At 54.6% G+C, this 21,801-nt stretch carries 18 protein-coding genes; 8 read left to right on the forward strand and 10 right to left on the reverse strand.

What is annotated here, in order from left to right; all coding sequences use genetic code 11:
- Window positions 1–432: a hypothetical protein gene (locus B2310_RS05065; protein ID WP_290729149.1), complete on the forward strand. Its 432-nt coding sequence runs from the start codon at window positions 1–3 to the stop codon at window positions 430–432.
- A 9-nt stretch (window positions 433–441) separates the two neighbouring features.
- Window positions 442–2,037 carry a choice-of-anchor I family protein gene (locus tag B2310_RS05070; protein ID WP_290729151.1) on the forward strand — a complete coding sequence of 532 codons (1,596 nt, stop codon included), beginning with the start codon at window positions 442–444 and terminating at the stop codon, window positions 2,035–2,037.
- A 163-nt stretch (window positions 2,038–2,200) separates the two neighbouring features.
- On the opposite strand, the gene B2310_RS05075 is transcribed toward B2310_RS05070, so the two are convergent.
- Both B2310_RS05075 and B2310_RS05080 read right to left on the reverse strand, forming a co-directional pair.
- A complete protein-coding gene (locus tag B2310_RS05075) occupies window positions 2,201–2,626 on the reverse strand; it encodes an ACT domain-containing protein (protein ID WP_173382230.1) in 426 nt (141 codons plus the stop codon).
- A 12-nt stretch (window positions 2,627–2,638) separates the two neighbouring features.
- On the reverse strand, window positions 2,639–3,976 hold the full coding sequence (locus B2310_RS05080) for a phenylacetate--CoA ligase family protein (protein WP_290729153.1): 1,338 nt from the start codon (window positions 3,974–3,976) through the stop codon (window positions 2,639–2,641).
- 357 nt (window positions 3,977–4,333) lie between these two features.
- Between B2310_RS05080 and B2310_RS05085 the strand changes: the two genes are divergently transcribed.
- Both B2310_RS05085 and B2310_RS05090 read left to right on the forward strand, forming a co-directional pair.
- Window positions 4,334–7,024: a BamA/OMP85 family outer membrane protein gene (locus tag B2310_RS05085; protein WP_290729155.1), complete on the forward strand. Its 2,691-nt coding sequence runs from the start codon at window positions 4,334–4,336 to the stop codon at window positions 7,022–7,024.
- Between the two features lie 11 nt (window positions 7,025–7,035).
- Window positions 7,036–7,551, forward strand: coding sequence for an OmpH family outer membrane protein (locus B2310_RS05090; RefSeq protein WP_173365831.1), 516 nt, complete (start codon window positions 7,036–7,038; stop codon window positions 7,549–7,551).
- Between the two features lie 33 nt (window positions 7,552–7,584).
- Here the strand turns inward: B2310_RS05090 and B2310_RS05095 are convergent, their stop codons facing one another.
- Entirely contained in the window at window positions 7,585–8,778 is a 1,194-nt protein-coding gene (locus B2310_RS05095) for a class I SAM-dependent rRNA methyltransferase (RefSeq protein WP_290729158.1), read from the reverse strand.
- A gap of 50 nt (window positions 8,779–8,828) precedes the next feature.
- On the opposite strand from B2310_RS05095, the gene B2310_RS05100 reads away from it, so the two are divergent.
- Entirely contained in the window at window positions 8,829–9,260 is a 432-nt protein-coding gene (locus B2310_RS05100) for a VanZ family protein (protein ID WP_173382227.1), read from the forward strand.
- A gap of 2 nt (window positions 9,261–9,262) precedes the next feature.
- On the opposite strand, the gene murB is transcribed toward B2310_RS05100, so the two are convergent.
- Window positions 9,263–10,171 (reverse strand): UDP-N-acetylmuramate dehydrogenase, encoded by a 909-nt coding sequence (murB, locus tag B2310_RS05105; protein ID WP_290729162.1) that lies wholly within the window; start codon window positions 10,169–10,171, stop codon window positions 9,263–9,265.
- A 50-nt stretch (window positions 10,172–10,221) separates the two neighbouring features.
- On the opposite strand from murB, the gene B2310_RS05110 reads away from it, so the two are divergent.
- A complete protein-coding gene (locus tag B2310_RS05110) occupies window positions 10,222–11,346 on the forward strand; it encodes a CHC2 zinc finger domain-containing protein (RefSeq protein ID WP_173382225.1) in 1,125 nt (374 codons plus the stop codon).
- Window positions 11,347–11,353: 7 nt separating this feature from the next.
- Entirely contained in the window at window positions 11,354–12,073 is a 720-nt protein-coding gene (mtgA, locus tag B2310_RS05115) for a monofunctional biosynthetic peptidoglycan transglycosylase (protein WP_173365836.1), read from the forward strand.
- Here the strand turns inward: mtgA and B2310_RS05120 are convergent, their stop codons facing one another.
- The 6 genes from B2310_RS05120 to dnaX all read right to left on the reverse strand — a co-directional run bounded on the left by B2310_RS05120 (window position 12,074) and on the right by dnaX (window position 21,317).
- Window positions 12,074–13,303 (reverse strand): GspE/PulE family protein, encoded by a 1,230-nt coding sequence (locus B2310_RS05120; RefSeq protein ID WP_290729164.1) that lies wholly within the window; start codon window positions 13,301–13,303, stop codon window positions 12,074–12,076.
- An 89-nt stretch (window positions 13,304–13,392) separates the two neighbouring features.
- Window positions 13,393–16,539 carry an efflux RND transporter permease subunit gene (locus tag B2310_RS05125; RefSeq protein ID WP_173382223.1) on the reverse strand — a complete coding sequence of 1,049 codons (3,147 nt, stop codon included), beginning with the start codon at window positions 16,537–16,539 and terminating at the stop codon, window positions 13,393–13,395.
- A gap of 18 nt (window positions 16,540–16,557) precedes the next feature.
- Window positions 16,558–17,607: an efflux RND transporter periplasmic adaptor subunit gene (locus B2310_RS05130; protein ID WP_173382222.1), complete on the reverse strand. Its 1,050-nt coding sequence runs from the start codon at window positions 17,605–17,607 to the stop codon at window positions 16,558–16,560.
- Between the two features lie 12 nt (window positions 17,608–17,619).
- The gene (locus tag B2310_RS05135; RefSeq protein WP_290729168.1) at window positions 17,620–19,038 is read right to left on the reverse strand and encodes a TolC family protein; all 1,419 of its coding nucleotides are present in this window, start codon (window positions 19,036–19,038) and stop codon (window positions 17,620–17,622) included.
- Between the two features lie 206 nt (window positions 19,039–19,244).
- Window positions 19,245–19,547 (reverse strand): YbaB/EbfC family nucleoid-associated protein, encoded by a 303-nt coding sequence (locus tag B2310_RS05140; protein ID WP_290726939.1) that lies wholly within the window; start codon window positions 19,545–19,547, stop codon window positions 19,245–19,247.
- Between the two features lie 36 nt (window positions 19,548–19,583).
- The gene (gene dnaX / locus B2310_RS05145) at window positions 19,584–21,317 is read right to left on the reverse strand and encodes a DNA polymerase III subunit gamma/tau (protein WP_173366679.1); all 1,734 of its coding nucleotides are present in this window, start codon (window positions 21,315–21,317) and stop codon (window positions 19,584–19,586) included.
- Window positions 21,318–21,405: 88 nt separating this feature from the next.
- On the opposite strand from dnaX, the gene B2310_RS05150 reads away from it, so the two are divergent.
- Entirely contained in the window at window positions 21,406–21,783 is a 378-nt protein-coding gene (locus B2310_RS05150) for a hypothetical protein (protein ID WP_173366678.1), read from the forward strand.
- Window positions 21,784–21,801: the final 18 nt, after the last annotated feature.

Raw genomic sequence — 21,801 nt, forward strand, 5'->3', positions numbered from 1 at the left:
GTGTTAAAGTCTTTTCTTGCCATTCTTTTTTGTTCGGTCGCGATTGCATTTGCGGCCGAGGACGCTCAGCCTGCGGATCCCGTCAGTACGGAAGCCGTAGGCCAGATCGCCGTTGCCGAAGTCCAGGCTGAACTTGCCATGCGCGATAGCGTGATGCAGGAACGTGATAGCCTTTGTGCTGTGGAAAAGGACTCGCTTCGCAAGGCTGTTGTCGTTGAAGAGGCGAAGTGTGCCAACTGGGAACAGAGCTACCAGACAATGAAGCAAAACAACGAAGTCTGCGCTCAGGCTCTGGGTATTGCACTTGAAGTGAACGAAAAAACCAAGGATAAGGCCGAAGAAGAACGTAAGAAGATGACCATGATGGGAGGCTCTTCTTTTTTGGGTGGAATTGGAATTGGCCTGCTGATAATGTGGCTGATAATGAAGTAGGAATTCGGTATGAAGTTTTTTGCCCCCGTTGCTCTTAGCCTGCTTTTGACGACAGGCTTTTGTTTTGCAAAGCAGAACGCCCAGTTGGCGGGCCCGTTCCAGTTGGGGAATGTGCTCACTCCGCTTGCGACCTTGCCGATGAAGACTGCCGAGATTTCGGACTTTATGCCAGGCAAGAACATGCTGTTCGTGGTGGGTGGAGAAAAGATTATCGAGGTGGTGGACATGAACAATCCTGGCCTCCCCAAGAAGGTTGCTGAAGTGCAGGTTCTCGGGAATGCGTCTAGCGTGACGGTGCATGGCGACTTGGTGGCGGTATCCCTGCTCGAAGACGAGGAATGGCGCGACGGCCAGGTGCAGGTGATGCGCTATACGGATAGCCTCGAGGTCGTGGGGCTTTACAAGGTGTGTAGTCAGCCCGACATGCTCAAGTTTACACCCGATGGCAAGAACCTGCTGGTGGCCTGCGAGGGTTCACCGAGCGCGGATTTTTCGGAAGACCCGGAAGGCGGCGTTGCTATTTTGTCCGTAGCGCAGGCGGGCGAGGCGGACTTGTGGAAGAATGCGGAATATACGGTGGCGCGCTTCGACCATCTTGATTCAAATACTCTCAGGAAGGCGGGTGTACGCGCTCCGGGAACGCAGGGCTTCTTGAAGTCTCTGGAGCCGGAATACATCACCGTGTCTGCCGATTCCAGGTGGGCTTGGGTCTCGCTGCAAGAGAACAATGCCATCGCGAAGGTAGATGTAAAGGCCCGCAAGGTGAAGGATGTTTTCGCTCTCGGGCACGTTGACTACGTGAAATCCGGTGCCACGATTGATGCGGTGAGCGACGGCGTAATCGAAATGAAGAAATACCCACTGCGCGGCCTGCGCCAGCCCGACGGTATCGCTTCCTTTTCTATCGGCGACAAGTATTACGTGCTGACGGCAAACGAGGGCGCTCCGGTCAATGATTACAAGGCGTGGACGGACGTGACGACCCCGATGATGCTTGCTGATCAGGAACGGCTCGACCGTCGCGTGTTCACGGATTCGCTCCTGAACGAACTGAAGGACTTGAGCGTGAGTGGGCTCGAACGCACGTGCGACGGGGAACGCGACAAGAGGGCTGCCTGCCCCTACATGTACACGTTCGGCACGCGTTCCATGAGCATTTTCAACGGCGAGACAGGAAGGCTTGTGTGGGATTCTTTCGATGCGTTCGAACGTATTCTTGCAAAAAGCGCACCGGACTACTTTAACTGGAATTCCAAGAAGAACAAGCTCAAGATGGATAAACGCAGTAGCGACAAGGGCTGCGAACCCGAGAACGTGACTGTGGGCGAGGTCGGCTACAGGCGCTATGCGTTTGTCGGCCTGGAACGCACCAGCGGGATAATGGTCATCGACGTGACGGAAGCCGAAACACCCCGCTACATCAAGGCTCCGAAACACGGAGAGTACAAGGGCCCCAAGGTGGTCGGTTTTTACCTGGACCCGCTGGATCGTGGCCCGGAAGGAGTGCTGTTTATTCCGGCGGACAAGAGCCCGCTCGAAGGCCAGGCCTTGCTTGTTGTCGGTTACGAATACAGCAAGACTCTCACGATTTATACGGTGAAATAAGACTGCTGTTGGTTTTCACGTAAAAAACGCCGGGCTTTCGCTCGGCGTTTGAAATTTTTGGATCCCCGCTTCTCCCCAAAGAGGATAACTCTACTATGGCAACAAGTTGCCAAGTATCGTATAGCGGGGATGACAACTAAGGTCGCGGGGATGACAATCCGGGTTACCCCAGCAGTTCTTCCTTGCTGATGGCCTTGAAGTTCGTGGCCTTCAGGGCTTCGATGGCCTTGTCCGTGTCCTGGAAACGGAGAATCATGATGTTAGAGCCGTTCAGGGTGGAGGGGTAGGCGTACATGTAGTCAATCTGCTGGCTACCTACCGCAGTGGAGAGCAGTTCGGCGAGGCCACCGATGGCGGCGTTCACGGGGCAGGCGACCACGTCGGTGATGGTGGCGCTGAGGCCTGCCTTGGCGAGCACGTCTACGGCCTTTTCCGGGTCACTCACGATAAGGCGGATGAGCCCGAATTCGCCGGAGTCGGCAAGTGTGAGCGAAAGGAGGTTCACGCCCGCATCGGCAAGGGACTTGCAGACTGCATGAAGGCGGCCCGGGCGATTGGAAACGAAAACTGAAACCTGTGGAATTTTCATAGTGCATTCTCCTTACATCTTTTTCCTGTTGTCGACAACTCTCTTGGCTTTGCCTTCGCTACGCGGCAGCGAATCGGGTTCGCACAGCGTGACGATGACGGAAATGCCGAGAATCTGTTCGATGGAGTGCTTGAACTTCTTGTTCAGCTGTTCCATGTCGCTCATGGAGTCGCTCACCATATCGCGGGAGACTTCCACCTTGACCTCGAGCGTGTCCATGTTGTTCTTGGTGTCGAGCACAATCTGGTAGTGCGGCAGTGCCTTCTCTGCACGGAGGAGGGCCGTCTCGATTTGGCTCGGGAACACGTTCACGCCGCGCATGATAATCATGTCGTCGCTACGGCGGCCAATGCGGCGGATGCGGCGGATGGTGCGGCCGCACTTGCACTTGGTCTTCTCGATGGCGGTAATGTCGCGGGTGCGGTAGCGGATGATGGGCATGGCCTTCTTGCTGAGCGTAGAAAGCACGAGTTCGCCCTCTTCGCCGTCCGGCAGCGGTTCAAGCGTTTCGGGGTCGACGATTTCGGGGTAGAAGTGGTCTTCGAAGATGTGGATGCCGTCGCGGCAATCGCATTCGCAGCCCACGCCCGGGCCCACGATTTCGGAAAGGCCGTAGATGTCGTACGCCTTGATGCCGGTCTTTTCTTCGATGTAGTCGCGCATGCCGTCGCTCCACGGTTCAGCACCGAAGATGCCGCGCTTGACCTTGAGGTCGCGCAGGTCGACGCCCATCTTTTCGGCAACGTCGATGATGCGGACAAAGTAACTGGGCGTTCCCCCCACCGCGGTGACGCCGAAATCCTTCATGAGCATCACCTGGCGTTCGGTATTGCCGCCACTGATGGGGATGACGGTTGCACCGAGGGCTTCAAAGCCGCCGTGGATGCCGAGACCGCCGGTAAACAGGCCGTAGCCGAAGAAGTTTTGCACGATGTCTGTGCTCCTGAACCCGCAGGCGAGGAGGCCGCGCTTCACGACCTGGGCCCACACTTCCATGTCTTCCTTGGTGTAGCCGACCACGATGGGCTTGCCGGTGGTGCCCGAACTTGCGTGCAGGCGCACGACTTCGCTCAGGTCTACGGCGAACAGGCCATACGGGTAGGTGTCGCGCAGGTCCTTCTTCATGGTGAAGGGGAGTTTCGCCACGTCCTTGAGGGTCTTGATGTCTTCGGGCTTGAGTCCCTTCTCGTCCATGCGTTCACGGAAGAGCGGGACCTTCTCGTAGGCAAGTTTCACGGTGGCGCGCATACGCTGCAGCTGCAGGTCGCGGAGTTTTTCTTCGGGCATGAAGTCGAGTGCCATTTCGGGCAGGACTCTATTTTCTTCGTCATTCCAGGCGGTTGAACGCATATAATCCTCAGTTGCCGGTCTTTGGGACCGCGGTTAAAAAATTACAGCCTAGAATTTATCTTTTTTTCCGATGAAAAATCAGGGAAAAGACGAAAATTCTTTTCGAAAAAACACGTTTGCGAGTTTAACAAAAAGTGTAAAACCGTTGATTTGTTTTTCTAATTGCTTTTGGATGCGTTTTTGACTTTCTTTTGTGGGCTAATTGCCGTTTTTTTTGTATTTTTGGGCATGAATTTTGTTTTAAATGCAATTATAGGTAGGTTTATTCTGCGTCCTCGTTTGCTCTTTATCGTTTTAGCTTTGGTTGGACTTGTTCAGGCTCAGTTGTTGGACATGTCCCAGATGCCCACGGATTATATGGCTGAAAATAAGGTCCGCAAGGTTCTTGTGGAAGGTAACGTTCACATGGACCAGCGATCCGTGCTGGGTCGAATTGGTATTCGGGATGGCCAGACCTATTCTCCGGCCGCCCTTTCCGACAAGGTCCAGGAGGCCGTGACTGCTCTTTACAAGTCGGGACTTTTTGACGACGTGTCCGCCTGGGTGGATTATGTGGATAACTCGACCGAGGTTGACCTTATCTTCAAGATCAAGGAACTGCCCGCTCTTGATACGGCGATTATCGATGGCTGCGACGAAATCTCCGAAGATGACTTGCGCCTCAAGCTTCGCTTGATTCCGGGTCAGGTCTACAGCAAGAGCCAGCTTGAACGCGACCGCCAGGCTTTAATCGACTATTACCATTCGGAAGGTTTCCTGCTTGCCGAAGTGGGCTACCGTGAGACCGCCATCGACGAAAACAAGAACCAGGTGACGTTCATTATCCGAGAAGGCGAAAAAGTCAAGGTTCGCCGCATTGAAATCGAAGGTAACGACAATGTGCCCGCAATTGACATTACCGACCATATGCTCACGAAGGTGGATCAGTGGTATGGTGGCGGCGAGTTCAAGGAAAACGTTTTTGAGGCCGACCGCGATTCCGTGCTCAATGCCATCCGCCATTTTGGCTTCCTGGATGCGGAACTCACGGATTACCGTGCTGAATACTTGCCGGATTCCAGCTGCCTGTTCTACCTTGGACGTATGGTGCCGGTTGGGGAGAGCCTCCAGCCCCTTTACGACCAGTTGAACCGCGCCATGGGCGATTCTGCGACTGCAATCTACAAGATGGCAGGAAAGCCTACGATGCAGGTTTCCCATTATTTCCGCCAAAACCACAATGCGGCAAGCCATAACTACGTGACCCGTCCTAAACCGAAGGTCATGGACGAAGAAGAAGCGCTCAAGCTTTTGAACGACATCATCCGCTACGAGAATTCTCGCCGTGAATGGCTCAAGATTGTGGATGGTCGCAAGTTCAACAATCCTAAGATCGATTCGCTCAAGGCGCTCCCGAAACTTTCTGCCTACGACGAGAAACTCTTGGTCCGTTACATGCTCGAAGACATGTTCCCCGTGCTGAACAAGTACGATAATATCAAGACTTCTAGCGCCATTTGCATTCATATCGGCATGGTCGAGGGCCGTCGTTACTACATGGGTAGTGTCCACTTCTCCGGCAACGAGGTCCTGAACGATAAGATTCTGGGCTACGCATTCCGCCTCGACAGTGGCAAGGTCTTTGACCAGTACCTCTACGACGCATCCCGGAAGGCCCTGATCGAAGTGTACCGCGAAGACGGTTACCTGTTTGCCCAGTTTGACGAGGAACGCACGTTCGAAAACGATTCCGTGGTGAACCTCACGTACCGCATGCGCGAAGGCCTCCCGGCGTCCATTCACAAGGTCTATATCCATGGCAACACGAAGACCAACGAGAAGGTCATTCGCCGCGAGGTGCGCCTGTATCCGGGTGATACCTACCGCCAGTCCGCCCTGGAACGTAGCTTCCGCGATATCATGCAGCTCAACTACTTCGACATGGTCCTTCCGGATATCAAGGTTTACGGAGAACAGGAAGTCGACCTCGACTTTACGGTTCAGGAGAAGGAAGCGGGCACGGGGCAGTTCAGCCTGGGCGTCTCCTATAGCGAAAGCGACGGTCTCGTCGGAACGGCTAGCATTTCTATCCCGAACTGCTGTATGGGTGATGGCCAGGCGGCTAGCTTGAGTGTTGAGTACGGTGCCGACAAGAAGAGCGCCTCGATCAGTTTCCAGGAACCGTGGCTGCTGGACAAGCCGATTACCCTTGGTGCAAGCCTCAGCTACACCTGGTGGAACATGGAAGATTACGGAGATCCGGACATTACCCGTTACGGTGGCTCCGTCTACGTGGGTAAGCGTCTCAAGTGGCCCGACGACTACTTCTACGGTCAGGTGGGCTATAGCTGGCTCATGAATAAGCAGGGCCCGAACATCGATGGCAGCTACGTGGTTTATACCGGTAAGGAATCGGCAATCAACTTCCGCTTGCTGCGTGATGATAAGAACCTTCCGCAGTTCCCCACCGACGGTTCCCGCTATGTGCTTGACGTCCAGGTCGCAAACGACCTCCTGTTCAGTGACTTCAGCTTTGTGAAGACGGAACTGACCATCAAGTGGTGGTTCCCGCTGTTCCGCGATCGTCTGGCGATTGCCCTTACGAATGAATACGGCGTTATTTTCGGCGACCAGCTGCAATACCGCACGCTCTACACGATGGGTGGCGTGATGGGTTACGAAGGCACCATGCGCGGTTACAGCGCAGGTTCCATCGGCTACCGTCGCCTGGGGCGCAGTTTCCAGTATATTGGTGCTGAACTCCAGCTTGGTATTGTGCCGCAGACATTCTACCTGCTTCCGTTCTTCTTCGACGCAGGTAACGTGTTCGGCGAACGCTACGACCCCAAGACGAAGGTCGCGAAGCCGAGCAGGAACCCGCTTAGCGAATGGGATCCGACCAGTCTCAAGAAGGACATCGGTTTCGGATTCCGCGTAGTGGTGCCGATGCTCGGTATTATCGGATTCGACTTCGCTTGGCCGCTGGACGTGGGCGAGACCTACTCCGGCTTGAAGCGTAGCGAAGTGGGCGACATGGAATTCAACTTTGTCATTGGCCAGGGATTCTAACAGGAGGCTCTATGATGCGCAGACTTATACTTCTAGTGGTGATGGCTCTTGCTTGTGCCGGATTTGCCGAGGACGGCCTGCGCATTGCCCATGTGGATTCCAAGCTCATCTTTGACGGTTACAAGGGCACGAAGAAGGCCCAGGAAGAGTATGACCGCCAGGTGGCCAAGTGGGAACAGCAGGCGAACCTGTTGCAGAAGGAACTTTCCGCTATCAAGGAAAAACTTGACAAGCAGGTGCTGATGCTCAGCGATGAAAAGAAACGTGAGCTTGAAGCCGAATATAACAAGAAGGATACTGAACTCAAGACATTCATCGACCGTGTCTACGGGCGCAAGGGAGAACTCATCAGCGAAAACGAAAAAGTGAGTGCCCCGATTATTCAGCTCATCCGCAAGGCGATTAACGAAATTGCCTTGCAGGAAGGTTACGACATGGTTGTGGACCGTGCCACGGGTGCCGTTCTCTTCTGGAAGAAAGAAAACGACCTCACGAACAAAGTTCTGGACTACCTGAATAGCCGCTAGTGAATCGGGATTTCTCTCGGTCTAACTTACACCTTACACAACCTGAACGAGCAATCCCTTGAGGTACTGCCCTTCGGGGAATGCTGTATTCACGGGATGGTCGGCAGGTTGGCCGAAGCGTTCAATGATTTGAACGTGGCGCTTGGCATCGGCGGCGGCATCCGCGATAATCTTCTGGAACAGGTCCATTTCCATGAGCCCGGAGCAACTGAAGGTCGCAAGCATTCCGCTCTCGGCTAAAAGCTTCATGGCGAGCAGGTTGATGTCCTTGTAGCCGCGGGCTCCCTTTTGCAGGTTGTCCTTGCTTTCCACGAACTTGGGCGGGTCGAGCACGATGAGGTCAAAAGTTTCGGCCTTGTCGCGGCACTTGCGCAAGTACTGGAACACGTCCGCTTCTACATGGGTGGCGTGTGCGGTGCTGAGCTTGTTACGTATGATGCCTTCCTTGGCGAGCTTGAGCGCGTCCTTGGAAACATCCACCTGATAAACTTTTTCGCAACCGCCGCGGAGAGCGTAGAGCCCGAATCCGCCGGTATAGCAGAAGCAGTTTAGCACCTTCCTGCCCTTGGAAAGTTCTCCGATGCGGCGGCGGGCGTCGCGCTGGTCCAAATAGTAGCCGGTCTTGTGACCGTTCTTCACGTCGATGGGGAAGAGGATTCCGTTCTCGTTGATGATGACGGGCTCGTCGCCCACTTCGCCATAGACGACACCCGTGCGCAGTTGCAGGCCTTCCTTGCGGCGCACTTCGGAATCGCAGCGTTCGTAGATTCCCTTGCAGTGCGTCTTTTCGGCGAGCAGCTCGTAAATCGTTTTGCGGTGGACTTCCGCACCGGCTGCAAGGATTTCGACAGAATAGATGTCGGCGTACTTGTCGATGATGCAGCCCGGAATGCCGTCGTTCTCGGCGTTAATCAGGCGGAAAGCGGATTCCTTGTCTTCGATGTCAAAACCGCGGCTTTTGCGGGCCGCAATCGCGCGGTCAAGAATATCGCTGAAGAATTCGCGGTCGATGTTTGCCTTCTCGCCGAACGTCCAGAAACGCCCGCGGATCTGGGACTTGGGCGAGTACGCCGCAAGACCCAGAAAATCGCTCTTGTAGCTGTAAACTTCAACGGTGTCGCCAAGTTCCGGGTCGCCGATAACTTCGTCAACGGCTCCGCTAAAAATCCAAGGGTGGTAACGCAATGCGGACTTCTCGCGTCCGGCTTTCAGAGTAATCGCTTTCATGGGTGTAAATGTAGAAAAAGGGAATGCATTTTTCTACATTTGGCGTCGATATGTTCGAAAGCATTTTTGAAAAGTATCCGTTTTTCAGGTCTGTTCCTTGCATTCTCTGCATGGCCATTATTTTTAAACTGTCGTCGATGACGATGGAGCAGTTGGAGGGCTTGCCCCACGTTTGGGACAAGCTTGCCCATTTTTGCGAGTACGCGACCCTTGCTGGCTGCTATGCCATGCTCTGGAGCCGAAACGAATGGTCTAAGCGCCAGTGGTTGCGTGTGCTGGTAGTTGGCGGCCTTGCTCTTGCTTACGGATGTACCGATGAATATCACCAGAGTTTTACCGAGGGCCGTGACAGTAGCGTGTTGGATCTTGTGGCCGATTTGACCGGAGGTCTTTTTGGCGGTGTTGTATATGCGGTGATTACCTGCATCCTGAACCGATTTGATCCGGTACCCGAGAAGGTGGAATCCAAGGCTGAAGAATAAAACTAGAATTCTCCGAGCAGAATAATCTCGCGCTTTAGTTGAATACCGAATTTTTCGGCAACTTTTTTTTGCACGAGTTCGCTTAAATTCATGATGTCTGCGGCCGTTGCGCCACCCGCGTTTACGATGAAGTTCGCATGGAGCGTGCTGACTTCGGCGCCACCGATGCGGAAACCCTTGAGTCCGGCCTGCTCGATGTAGTAGCCGGGGGCGACTTGCGTGGGCGTGTCTTTGGCCCCGGTTTGTAACCGCTTGAAGGTGGAACCCGCATTGGGCATGTTGAGCGGCTGGCTTGCTTTGCGCTTGGCCATGCATTCGGCAAGTTCTGCTTCGAGGTCGGCAACGGATTTACCTTGTGCATTGGCTGTGGGTAGCTGGAATGTTGCAGAAAGGATTGTGGCCTTGTCCTTCTGGAAGATACTTTGTCTGTACCCAAAGGCGCAGTCGGTGGACGAAACCGTGCGGATGTTGCCGTCGCAATCAAGGATGGTCACTTGTGTGCAGCAGGTTCCGATTTCTTGCCCGTAGGCGCCTGCATTCATGTAAATCGCGCCGCCCATGGTACCCGGTATTCCTGCGAGTTTGTGGATGCCCGCGAAGCCAAGTTTCATTGCTGTCCGCGCGAACCTGCCGAGCGGGGTGGCCGCTCCGACTTTGAACGAACCATTTCCTGAATCCTCGATGGCCGAAAATTCACCTGCAAGCGTAATGACAACACCGTCGTAGCCCTTGTCAGAAACAAGCAGGTTTGTCCCGTTTCCGAGAATGAAGTGGGGAAGCCTCTTTTCGCGGGCTTGAGCGATGGCCGTCTTTAGTTCATCGTTGTCTTCGACTTTTATAAAATAACGTGCTGCACCGCCAACCTTGAAGGAGGTGTGCTTGCTCATAGGCTCGTTTTCATTGACAATCATAGTCAAAATATAGCTTAGCTTCAAACATTTTTCCTATTATTTCATTCGAAATGACCGACGACGAACTGAAACAATTCAAGGCTTCGCTTTCCATCACCGCGGTGGCCCAGGCTCTGGGAATCAAGGTCGAACGTGGAAAGTTCAAGTGCTTCTATCCGCAGCGCCATGTCCATGGCGACCGCACGCCGTCGGTCTCTATATCGGAAGAACGCGGAATGTTTCGCTGCTGGGTCTGCGACGATGTCCGTGGCGATGTGTTTTCGCTGGTGCAGCAGTATCGCGGATGCTCGTTTCCGGAGGCCTTGAACCTGCTCAAGGATATGTTCCCGTTCCTGGTTGCGGGAGGCAAGCGTGCCGTACCGACTTCGCCCGCCGTTTCGTCATCGACGCTTCAACCGGTGATTTCGCGTGATGAACACCGCGAGGTCGTTGCTCCCCCCGAACGTGAAATTTTGTCGGAAGAACCTAAGGCGCTCATTCCTGACGAAGAACGAAAGAAAGTCGTGCTTTCTTTCTTGAAGATGCTTTCGCCCATAGACGGAACTCCTGCTGCAGCCTACCTTTCAAAACGAAGAATCTACAAGCCTGTTTGGGATCGGATGCTGCTTCGCTGCATTACGGATTACGATAGCCTGAACCGGCATTTGAGGGAATCCTTCAGCATGGACGTCCTTCGCTACGTTGGACTCTTCAATGACCGGGGAAACTTGCGTTATTACAAGCATCCGCTGATATTCCCGTATCTCGATACGCAGAATCGCGCGTTCCATTTTCAGGCGCGAGCCATCGATAGAACCGTCGAACCCAAGGAACTCCACCTGAAGGGGTCGGTTCCGTTCCCGTATAATTTATCTGCATTGAACCAAAAGACGGGATGGATTTACCTGTGCGAGGGGGTTGTCGATACGCTCACATTCTTGCAACAGAATATCGAGGCGGTTGGAATCCCGGGCGTTCGCAGCTTCAAGATTGAATGGCTCCCGCTTTTCAAGAACAAGAATATCGTGCTTTGCCTAGACCACGACGAGGCTGGGCGCAAGGGGATGGAATACCTTCAGGGTGTTTTTGGTAATGCTGGCATCCGAACCATTATTTTAGGAGATGGTTTGGAGGGGCTTTCCTCAAATATCAAGGAAGGCGAAGATGTCAATGATTGGTTTGGAGGAAAAAAGTAATACGATTATGAAAAAATTTGCGATTGTAGGCCAGATTCTCTTGGTGGCCTTGCTGATTTATTCAGTGCTGTTCTCAATTGTGGGGACAATCTTTATCATTAAGGCACACTCGATTATCTTTGATCCTATTAACGATATCGGCTCGATGAAAGAGGAACCTCCGGCCATGAGCCGCTTTATGCAGGACTTGCTGGATTCCAATCCGAAGGTGCAGATGAAACATCGTTACGTGCCGCTGGATTCCATTAGTCGCAACCTCCAGAGGGCGGCGATTGCTGCCGAGGATCCGGGATTCTATTATCATCCAGGTTTTGATGTGAAAAGCATCGCGTGGGCGATGGATGCGAACGTGTCTGCCGGTAAAATCCTTTATGGCGGTTCGACAATCACGCAGCAGCTGGCGAAAAACCTTTTCTTGACGGGCGAACGCACTTGGGAACGCAAGGCGAAGGAATTGGGCTATGCGGTGGTGATGGAATGGAAATTGGGTAAAGACCGAATCCTCGAATTATACTTGAACTATGCCCAGTGGGGCAAGACCATTTTTGGATGCGAGGCGGCGAGCGAAGTCTATTATGGAATCCATTGCTCTGAACTCGACATGCAGCAGGCAATAAACCTGGCCGCGATGCTAGCGAGTCCGGGGAACCACATGCCGGACGAAGATTCTGAATTTATGCGTAACCGCCGGCGCAATATCAAGTTCCATCTGGAAAAACCACAGTAATCATGCCAGTACGCGGTTGACTTCGTCTAGGTCCGTGATTCCAGAATGAACGAGTGATTCTGCGTATTCGCGGATGTTTCCTTCGACGTAGCTGCCGTCTGGTTTCAGGATTTCGGTGGCGGCGATTCGCCCCCGGTAACCGCCTGAACCTGTTTTCTTCCGCAACAATCTTTGAGCGGCAACACCGAGGAGCACGTCTTCGAGAACGTTTGCCGAAATTCCCAAATCCAAAAGCCTGTCCCTTGCCGCTTTTGCGCTGTTCGTATGGAGTGTGGAAAGTACGAGGTGGCCCGTTTCTGCCGCCCTTACGGCTATGCGGGCGGTTTCCTCGTCGCGGATTTCGCCCACGAGGATTACGTCAGGGTCCTGGCGTAGAATCGAACGCAATGCAGCCGCGAAGGTGAGCCCACATTTTTCGTTCACCTGGACCTGGTTCGCTCCGTCGAGCGGATATTCCACCGGATCCTCGATGGTTGTCACGTTTACCTTTCGCTTGATGATCTCGCGAAGCCCGGCATAGAGCGTTGTCGTCTTTCCGCTGCCCGTGGGCCCCGTAACGAGGAAAAGTCCCTGTGGCTTGGCGAAGATGTTTCTCAGTTGCCTCAGGGTGGCTTCATGGAATCCGAGGGCGACGAGCCCGGTTCCGCCATCATGCGCAGGAAGCAGCCTCAGGACGCATTTCTCGCCCCGGTGTGTCGGAAGCGTACTCAACCGCACGTTCGATTCGTGGCATCCCTGAAAATGGAACGAACCGTCGTGGGGCAGGCGTTTTTCGGTAATGTCTACGTCGGCGAGCAGCTTGAAACGGATCAGTAGCGGGTCGCAAATCCACTCGGGCAGGGTGCGGTAGATTTCGAGCATCCCGTCGCGTCGAAATCTGATTCTCATGCCTTCTTTGCAGGGTTCTAGATGGATGTCCGTGGCGCCTCGTTCAAGGGCTGCTTCCAGAAGCGAGTCTGCGAGGTTGATGATGGGCTCTGATTCCCAGGAATGAGCCTTGCCGCTTGGCGGAGGTGCTGCTTCTAGCCCTGCAAGGGTGTCGCCGACATCCTTAACTGCGGCAGCTCGGATCATCTGCTGGATTTCTGCTTCGGTGTGCTGCTCGGGTTCTAGCCTGCAACCTGATTCCACCCGAATGCGTTCGAGCGAGAACTCATTGTAAATGTCGGGAACGGCTACGCGCAAGATATGGCCTTCGCGTGCCTCTCCCCAGTAAATATTTTCGGTCATGCCCCGCAATATACAAAAAAGGCGGGTTTGCAGACCATAAAAAAATCCCGCCAAACTGGCGGGATTCCTGAAACATTGCTTGTGCGGGCTTATGTTTTCGCGTGCCTGTTCATCTTGTTCTTAACCTTCTTCACGCCCTTCTTGACCTTGTGGAACAAGGCGTTCGGGAGCCAGAATGCTGTCGGAATGAGGTACATCGTGAGGAACGCGGACACGGCGAGGCCGCCCACGCATGCGATACCCATGGGCTGGTTCATCTTCGCGACGTCACCACCGATGGCGAGAGCAAGCGGCATCTGGGCCACTATGGATGCGAATGTCGCAAGTACGATGGCCTGGAATTTTTCTTTTGCGGCCGTCAGCATGGCGCTGCGCCTGCCCATGGCTCCGCTTCGGAGCAGTCGGTTCGCTTCGTCCAGAAGTAGAATTGCGTTGTTGACCACCACGCCGATAAGCATGACGATTGCCATGAGGGAAACCATCGAGAGCGAAGTCCCCGTGAACACGAGCGCGAGGATAACGCCAATGGCGCCCATCGGGATAGTGAACATGATGATGAAGGGCTGCAAGAAGCTTTCGAGCAGGGCCACCAGCAAGATGTAGGTGAGGAGAATGGCCATGAGGATAGCCGCGATGAATTCTTCCACCATGTCGTTCTGCATGTCGGCGTTTCCACCGAAACTGAACGTGATGCCGTCGGGCACCTCATCCTTCATGGAGTCAGTGATAACCTTAATCGAGTCCATGATTTCGCCGGTCGTGTGGCCGGGGAGAAGGTTCATGTAGACGTCTACATGGTTGTGTTTGCGCTTGCGCTCGATCTTGGTCGGGCCTGCGCCGTCGACAATGTCGAACAGCGTGCTTGCCGGGACAAAACCCTTGGGCGTGAGCATCGGCAGGTCTTCAATATCGGCGTGATCCTTGCGGTCTTTCTCTTCCATGCGGACAAACACCTTGTATTCTTCACCGTCTTCGGTGTAGGTGCTGGTTTCAAGGCCGCTTACAGCGATGTAGTTCATGACAGCCACGGACTGCAGGGCGACTCCGTAGTCGGCGAGCGCCTGGCGGTTGGGAACAAGCTTGATTTCGGGCTTGCCGGCTTCGTAGCTCAGCTTTACGTCGACGACGCCGGGAATGTCCTGAATCTTGTCCATGAGGATTTCTGCAGCCTTGAGGGCGGAATCGACAACGAGACTGTTCACTTCGAGCACGACGTCTCCACCCTGGCCGTTGCTCATTTCGGTGACAGAGGCCATCTTGATAGAGATGTATGCGTCGGGAATGTCGGCGAGGTAGGGGCGCAACGAGTCGACAATGTCTTCGGAACTGCGGTCACGGCCTTCGCCGCGCTTGAACAGTTTCAGACGAATTTTGGAGGTGTTCGTGCCCGTAAAGCCGTTTTCACCACCGACGGTAGCGTTGTAGCGCTCCATATCGGGAATGTCCTTGATGCGGCTTTCGATAATCTTCGTTACGCTATCCGTAGTTTCGATGTTCGTACCGATAGGCATTTCGACGGAAATGAGGATTTGACCCTGATCCTGCTTGGGCATGAGTTCGACGGAGAGGAAGTTGAATCCCATGAAGGCGACGAATGCAAGCAGTGCGCCCATGCCGAGCAGCTGCGCGAAAAACCCTGGCACGGAAAGGCAAAAGCCGAGAGTCTTTAGGTAGACAAAGCGGATGCCGTTGAGGACCCACGGGAAGAAGCTCGTGAGGCGTTCCACTATTCCGGGCTTTTCGTCGATAATGTTGCCGTTCTCGTCTTTCTTTTTGCCCTTGAACAGGTAGGCCGCCATGAGCGGGGTGAGCGTGAACGTCACCAACAGCGACACGACTGTTGCAAACACCATGGTCATACCGTAGGTCTTGAAGAAAATGCCTACGATGGACTTCATGAACGCGATAGGCACGAACACGCACACGTTGGTGAGGGTCGATGCCATGATGGCGACCATGATTTCGCTTGTGCCCTTGTAGGCCGCTTCCTTGGGATCGAGGCCATCCTGCAACTTGGAGTTGATATTCTCGAGCACCACGATGGAGTTAGTGACCAACAAGCCCACCGCCGAAGATAGCGCCATGAGAGACATCATGTTGATGCCGAAGTCGGCGAAGTACATGAACGTGAACGCACCGATGACGGAAATCGGCATCGTGAGGGCTGCGATAAGCGTGGTGGAAAGCTTGCCCAGGAAGAGGAGCAAGAGCACCGACGTAAGCACGATGGCAAGGAGGATGTTCTGGATAACGTTGTCTACGGATTCCTGAATTGCTTCGGACTTGTCGTAAATCAGGTGAATTTTGAAACCTTCGGGAAGCGTACTGTTGATCTGTTCCACGCGGGCGAGTGTACCCTTGGCGACGTCGACCACGTTAGCATCAGAACGCTTCTTGATGTCGAGCGAGACGGAGTTGATACCATTGTAGCGCGATGCGGAGGTGACTGTCTTGACGGTGTCCTTGACCTTCGCTATTTCGCCGAGCTTGATGACGCCAGTACCAGTCGGGATATCCATGTCGCGCATCTGGTCCAGGTTCTCGAACTTGCCTGCGGTACGCACGGAGGTGTTCTTGCGGCTGCCGCGAACTTCACCGACGGGGTAGTTGATGTTCGACGCCTGGAACACGCCCATGATGGTCGATATGTCTACGCCGCGAGACTTGAGCATTTCCTTGTCGAGTTCGATGGAGATTTCGCGGGTCGTACCACCGAAAATATCCACGCTTGCAACACCGGAAACAGAAGTAAGCAGGGGCTCGATCTCGTCTTCGGCCTTCTTACGCAGTTCGGTCGAACTGACCGGGCCGGTGAAGGAGAAGCTCATGATTGCCTGGGCGTTGATGTCTAGTTTCGAAATAATCGGCGCTTCGACGGCATCGGGGAAGGTTGCCGCCGTCTGCTCGATTTTCGCGCGCACGTCGTTTGCTGCCACGTCCACGTTCGTTCCCATGTTGAACATGGCAATGAGGATGCCGTAGTTCTCCATGCATATTGCCTGCACGTAGTCGATACCGTCAACGAGTTCGACGGCGTCTTCGACAGGCTTGATGACGGTTGTCTCGATTTCTTCGGGGTTTGCGCCCGAATAGACGATGACCGCCGTTACCACGGGCACTTCGAATTTCGGCAACAGGTCTACCACCATCATGCGGTAGGTGTAGATACCGAAAACCACCACGGTCAAGATGACCATGAGCATGGTAATCGGTTTATAGATACTCGCCTTAATCATTCAAAAATCTCCGTAGCCTTATTCGATGATGAGCACCTTGTCGCCATCGTTCATGCGGAACTGACCTTCAACCATGACCTGGTCGCCATCTTCAAGGCCCTCGAGAATCTGGACATCGCCCTTGGTCTGCACACCGAGTTTCACGACCTTGCGCTTTGCCTTGCCTTCGGCGGTAACGGTCCAGACGGTGTTTACGCCGTTGCGGTAGACGATTGCCTCGATGGGGACGATGATTCCCTTCACGTTGCGGGCGTCAAGTTCGGCAGTCACATACATGCCGGGCAACAGCTGCTTCTTCTTGTTCGGGAATGTCACTTCGACAGGGAAGAAACGCGTTAGGGAATTGGCGGCGAGCGGGATGAGCGTCACCTTGCCCTTGACCTTTTCTCCGCCCACATCGACAGTCGCTGTCGCGCCCTTCTTGAAGAACCCGATATCCTTGCTCGTGACGTTCAGCTTGAGGATGACCTGGTCGAGTTTTGCGATGGTGCAGAAGACCCCGATTCCGGGAGTCTGTCCTTCCTTGAAGTGCAGCTCCGTGACAACGCCTGCCGCCGGGGCGAGAATCTTCGATGCGCGGCGGACGGTTTCAAGGTTCATCTTCGCAACCTTGAGCTGCATTTCCTGGGTGTCCATGTCCTGCTGGCTGATGCCGCCCTTGGCGTGCAGTTCGCGCATGCGTTCGGTCGCCTTTTCGAGGAGGGCGATTTGTTCTTGCGCCTGTTGGTACTGCGTGTTGTCGCCGGTGAAAAGGTACTCGGCAAGAACCTGGTCCTTCTTTACGCTAGAACCGACCTGCACGTGGATCTTGGCAAGCGGATCGCTCATCTTCGAAAGGGCGTAGGTCTGCTGCATGCCTTCGATGGTGCCGCTGAACTTTCGCACGTCGGTGATTTCTGCCGTGGTGGCCTTTACGACCTTGGCGGGCTTGCCCTTTTCGGCCTGGATTTGTTCGATGGTGGCGGCCTTCTGTTCGGCGCCTTCATCTTTCTTCTTGAACATGTCGCAACCCGTGAGAAGAAGCGAGAATGCGGTTGCAGTGATGATTGCTTTGGTAATCTGGTTCATATCTTCTTCCTATTAATATTCTCCGGTGGCCTGCAGGAGCGCGTTGTAGGCCTTGTTCCATTCGACGATGGCCTTCATGTAGTCTATTTTTGCGGTGCGCAGGCTGTTTTCGGCGCTGAGCACGTGCAATTGCGTTTCGCGCCCGAGCTTGTAGGCTTCGTTCGTGAGGTCGTAGTTCTTTTGCGCGAGGTCGATCTGGCGCTTTGCGATTTCAATCTGGCTGTTCGCATCCTCGAGCGTATTCACGCACGACTCGATCTGCACGCGGAACCCGCGCTCGGCGGTTTCCTTCTGGATTTGCGTGCTGCGGAGGCTCGACCTGGCCTGGGCCACGCCTTCGCGGGTCTTCATGCCGTTGAAGAGGTTCATCGACACGTTCAGCGCGATGTACTTGTTCAGCTTGTCCCACGTGGGGGCGTCCCAGTCGAAAAATTCGTTCTTGTTGTTTGCATACTTGATGCCGCCGAGGAGCACCACGGTCGGCTTGTAGCCGCCCTGCTCGATTTCGATGTTCAGGTTTTTCATGTTCTCGGTTTCTTCGAGCATCACGAGTTCCTTGCGGCGCTTCTTCACGTTCGCCATGGAGGTGTCGGGGAAGCTGTAGCCTGCGGCGGGGTCGCGGAGTTCGCCCTGGAACTGCACGTCGGTTTCCCATTCGAGGCCCATCGTGTTGAGGAGCGAGTTGCGGGCGAGGACGCGCATCTTTTCGGCGCTCGCAATGGTGGAGTTCAGCTGGTCCATCGAGAGCTGCACGCGGATAAGGTCAAGTTCGGTGGCCATTCCGCTCTTGAGCGACTGTTCGACGAAATTCAGGTTCTCCTGGAGCAGTTCCTTGGAGGCGTACATGATCTTGATGGCGGAATCGAGGTAGATGAGCTGGTCGAAGGCGTTTTCCACGTCGTAGCGGACCTGGGCCTTCGTGTTTTCGAGCTTCACTTCGTTGATGCGCTTGTAGGCCTTCGCGATTTCAATCCCGACGCCAACCTTGCCTTCGGCGTAAAGAATCTGGGTGGCGGTGATGCCTACGCTGGACTGCCAGCGGTAACCCTGGGATTTCATGCCGTAGATGAGCCCGTCGAGCGCGGGGCCGAGGACCTGCTGGTCGTAGGCGTTTGCCATGGGGTGGCCTTCCGCATCCTTTCCCATGGCCATCTGCGTGGCGGCATCGGTCAGGTCGGTGCTCTTTTCGACATCGTCGAGGCCGAAAATACGGGTCACGGTGGCGTTCAGGTCGATGGAGGGGTAGGCGTTGCCGTAGCCTGCCGTCACCTGGGAAGTAGCGCTTTTGAGGTCTTCTTCGGCGGATTTCACGTCGGAGGAGTTTTCGAGGGCTGTATTGACGGCCTCTTCGCGGGTATAGGTCTTCCCGGCCCAGCTAGGGGCTACACAGAGGAACGAAAGTATGGCGGGGATTGCAAATTGCCTGAGCATCTGATCTCCATAAAATTTGACCCGCCAAATGTAAAAATATATTATATAATGTTAAAGGTGCCGAGAGGGAAAAAGTGACAGAATGCACGATTTTTAGGACAGAAGGTAATTCCCCTCCTTTTCGGGCTGTTTCGGGCGATAAAAAGCACCCTTCCGCCGGGGGGCGGAAGGGTGTCAAAACAGGGGTCGGATTCTCATATCCGGGGCTACATCAGACCGGGGATTTTCATGCCGCCGGTGATGTTGGAAAGGCTTGATTGTGCCGCCTCGTCTTTTTTCTTGATGGCTGAATTGACGGCTGCCATGACGAGGTCTTCGAGGGCTTCAACGTCGTCCTTGTCCACGGCGTCCGGATTGATCTTGATCATCGTCAGCACACCCTGACCGTTGATGGCGACCTTGACCATGCCGCCGCCGGCTTCGGCGTCGAAACTTTGGGTTTTGAGGTCGTTCTGGGCCTTCAGCATCTTGCTCTGCATCTTCTGGAGGTCCTTAAGCATTTTACTCATGTCCATAGCGGTTTTTCCTTTTAGCGGTTTTCTTTATTAGTTGTCGTTCATTTCTTCGGGCTGTTCGCCAGCCGGGGCTTCGGTAACCTTTTCTAGCGACCTAGAATATACCAATTCTCCCATGAATTTTTCTACGAGTTCCTTCAATCCGCCTATGCTTTCGCAGTCCTTTTCGAAGGGGCTCTTGAGGGCGTTTTCCCTGGAAACTCGTTCTTCTTGCGTGTAGGCGCGGGTCTTTATCGAGAGGGAAACCTTCGTCTGCAACTTGTCTTCCAGGATAGTCTGTACGCGCTTCGCGAATTCCGGGTTCTCGCAAATCTGCTGGTAGCCCCAGGAGGTGTTGTTCTCCGTTTCGCCGATATAGGTGAGAAATAGCGGGAAGGGGTTCGCCTTGATGTCGCCCGCTTCCAGGATGGTCCCTGTGATGGCAGCGGAAAACTTGTAGTCTCCGCAGTCGGCGAGGCCAGCCACGATGGAGGGCCAGGCGGCGGTGATTTCGTAGCGCGAGAATGCGACCGGGCTGTCAAAGTCGGAGCTGCCGACGAAATCCATGCTTGCCCCCTGGGAAGATTCCTGGGTGTCGAGCATCTGCTGGACGTCAGCTACTTTTTTTTTTGTCGCCTCGTCTGAGGCGCTTTTCGGGTCGTTTATAGCGGCAAGTGCTCGCCGGAGGTCGGTGAGCCTGTCGAGCCAAGCCATGCGGGCGAATGTCGTCTCGACAAGGAGCCGCGGGTTGGAACTGTAGCGGATTTGCGCCTGCAGGTCGATGAGCATCTTGGATATGCGTAGCAGGTCCCCGTTGGAAAGGCCTGTCGCGGTTTCCTTGAGCTTCGTGTAGAGTTCCGTAGAGATGTTCAAAGCGTCAGGCGAAAACGCGTCGAGGCGGCCGTAAAGGAGGTTGCGGAGGAACTTGCCGAATCCGTCCAGGAGCGGCGCGAACTCGATGCCGCGGCTTACGGCCTTGTCGACCATCAGGAAGCAACCCTTGAGATTATGGCTTTCGATGGCGTTGATGAGGTCGAAGAAAAGCTCGACGGGCGGGATTCCCAGAACGGACCGGACAGATTCGTCCGTCATCTCGTTTCCCGTGAAGGCGTAGGCCTGGTCGAAGTAGGTGAGGCCGTCGCGCATGGAGCCGTCCGCCTTCTCGGCAAAGATGTTCAGGGCCTCGTCGCTTGCGTTGATGCCTTCCTGTTCGCAGATGTAGCGCAGGCGGCTGCGGATCTGGTCCATGGTCAGGCGTTTGAAGTCGAAACGCTGCACACGGCTGAGGATGGTCTGCGGGACCTTGTTGACCTCGGTAGTCGCGAAGATGAAAATCACGTGCGGAGGCGGTTCTTCGAGCGTCTTCAGGAGGGCGTTGAAGGCCCCGGTCGAAAGCATGTGGACTTCGTCGATGATGAAAATCTTGTACTTGCCGATGACGGGAGGGTACTGTACGCGGTCGATGACATCGCGAATGTTCTCGACTCCGGTGTTGGAGGCCGCGTCTATTTCGTACACGTCCATCGGGTTTCCGCCCGAAATGTCCTTGCAGCTTTCGCATTTGCCGCAGGGGTGCAGCGGGTCGCCGCCAGAACAGTTGAGCGTGCGGGCGAGGATTCTGGCACTGGTGGTCTTGCCTACACCGCGGGTGCCGGTAAAGAGGAATGCGTGATGGAGTCTGCCCCCCTCGATTGCGTTCTGGAGGGTTTTCGCGATATGTTCCTGCCCGACCATGTCGTCAAAGGACTGCGGGCGCCACTTGCGGGCCATTGCTACGTATGCCATGTCTTGGAATATAGCAAAAAAGTGTCGAATTCGGGCCAGTCCGGAAGTCGCTTTTGATTATATTTTGAAAAAACTTACGAGGTTCACGATGAATTCGAATATGGCGCTCTTGATTCTTTCTTGGCAGGTGGCATGCCTGTATCACGAAACCGAAACCGAGAAACTTCTGCCCGGTTCGGCCTCGGCGACCGAGGCCGAGAGCGACACGCTCGACGCGATTCACGACGAACTGGTACCGGACGTCTCGTGGGACGACTTCAATGACCTCTATGCGAAGTTCAAGTCGGCGAAGGAACGTGCGGGCGCCTGCATCGAAGCGCTGAAGGAATCCACGCCCGAATTCAAGAGTAAGGTGCTCGAATCCATGCTCCGCGTGGCGAACGCCTCCCGCGAAGATGACAACGAAAGCAACGTCTCGCCCGAGGAGATGAACTTTATACAGCAAATCCGCGAAGCGCTCGAGTAGTTTTCGGTCGCATTCGCG

Origin of the sequence: Fibrobacter sp. UBA3629 (assembly GCF_002374005.1) — a bacterium.
GTDB lineage: Bacteria > Fibrobacterota > Fibrobacteria > Fibrobacterales > Fibrobacteraceae > Fibrobacter.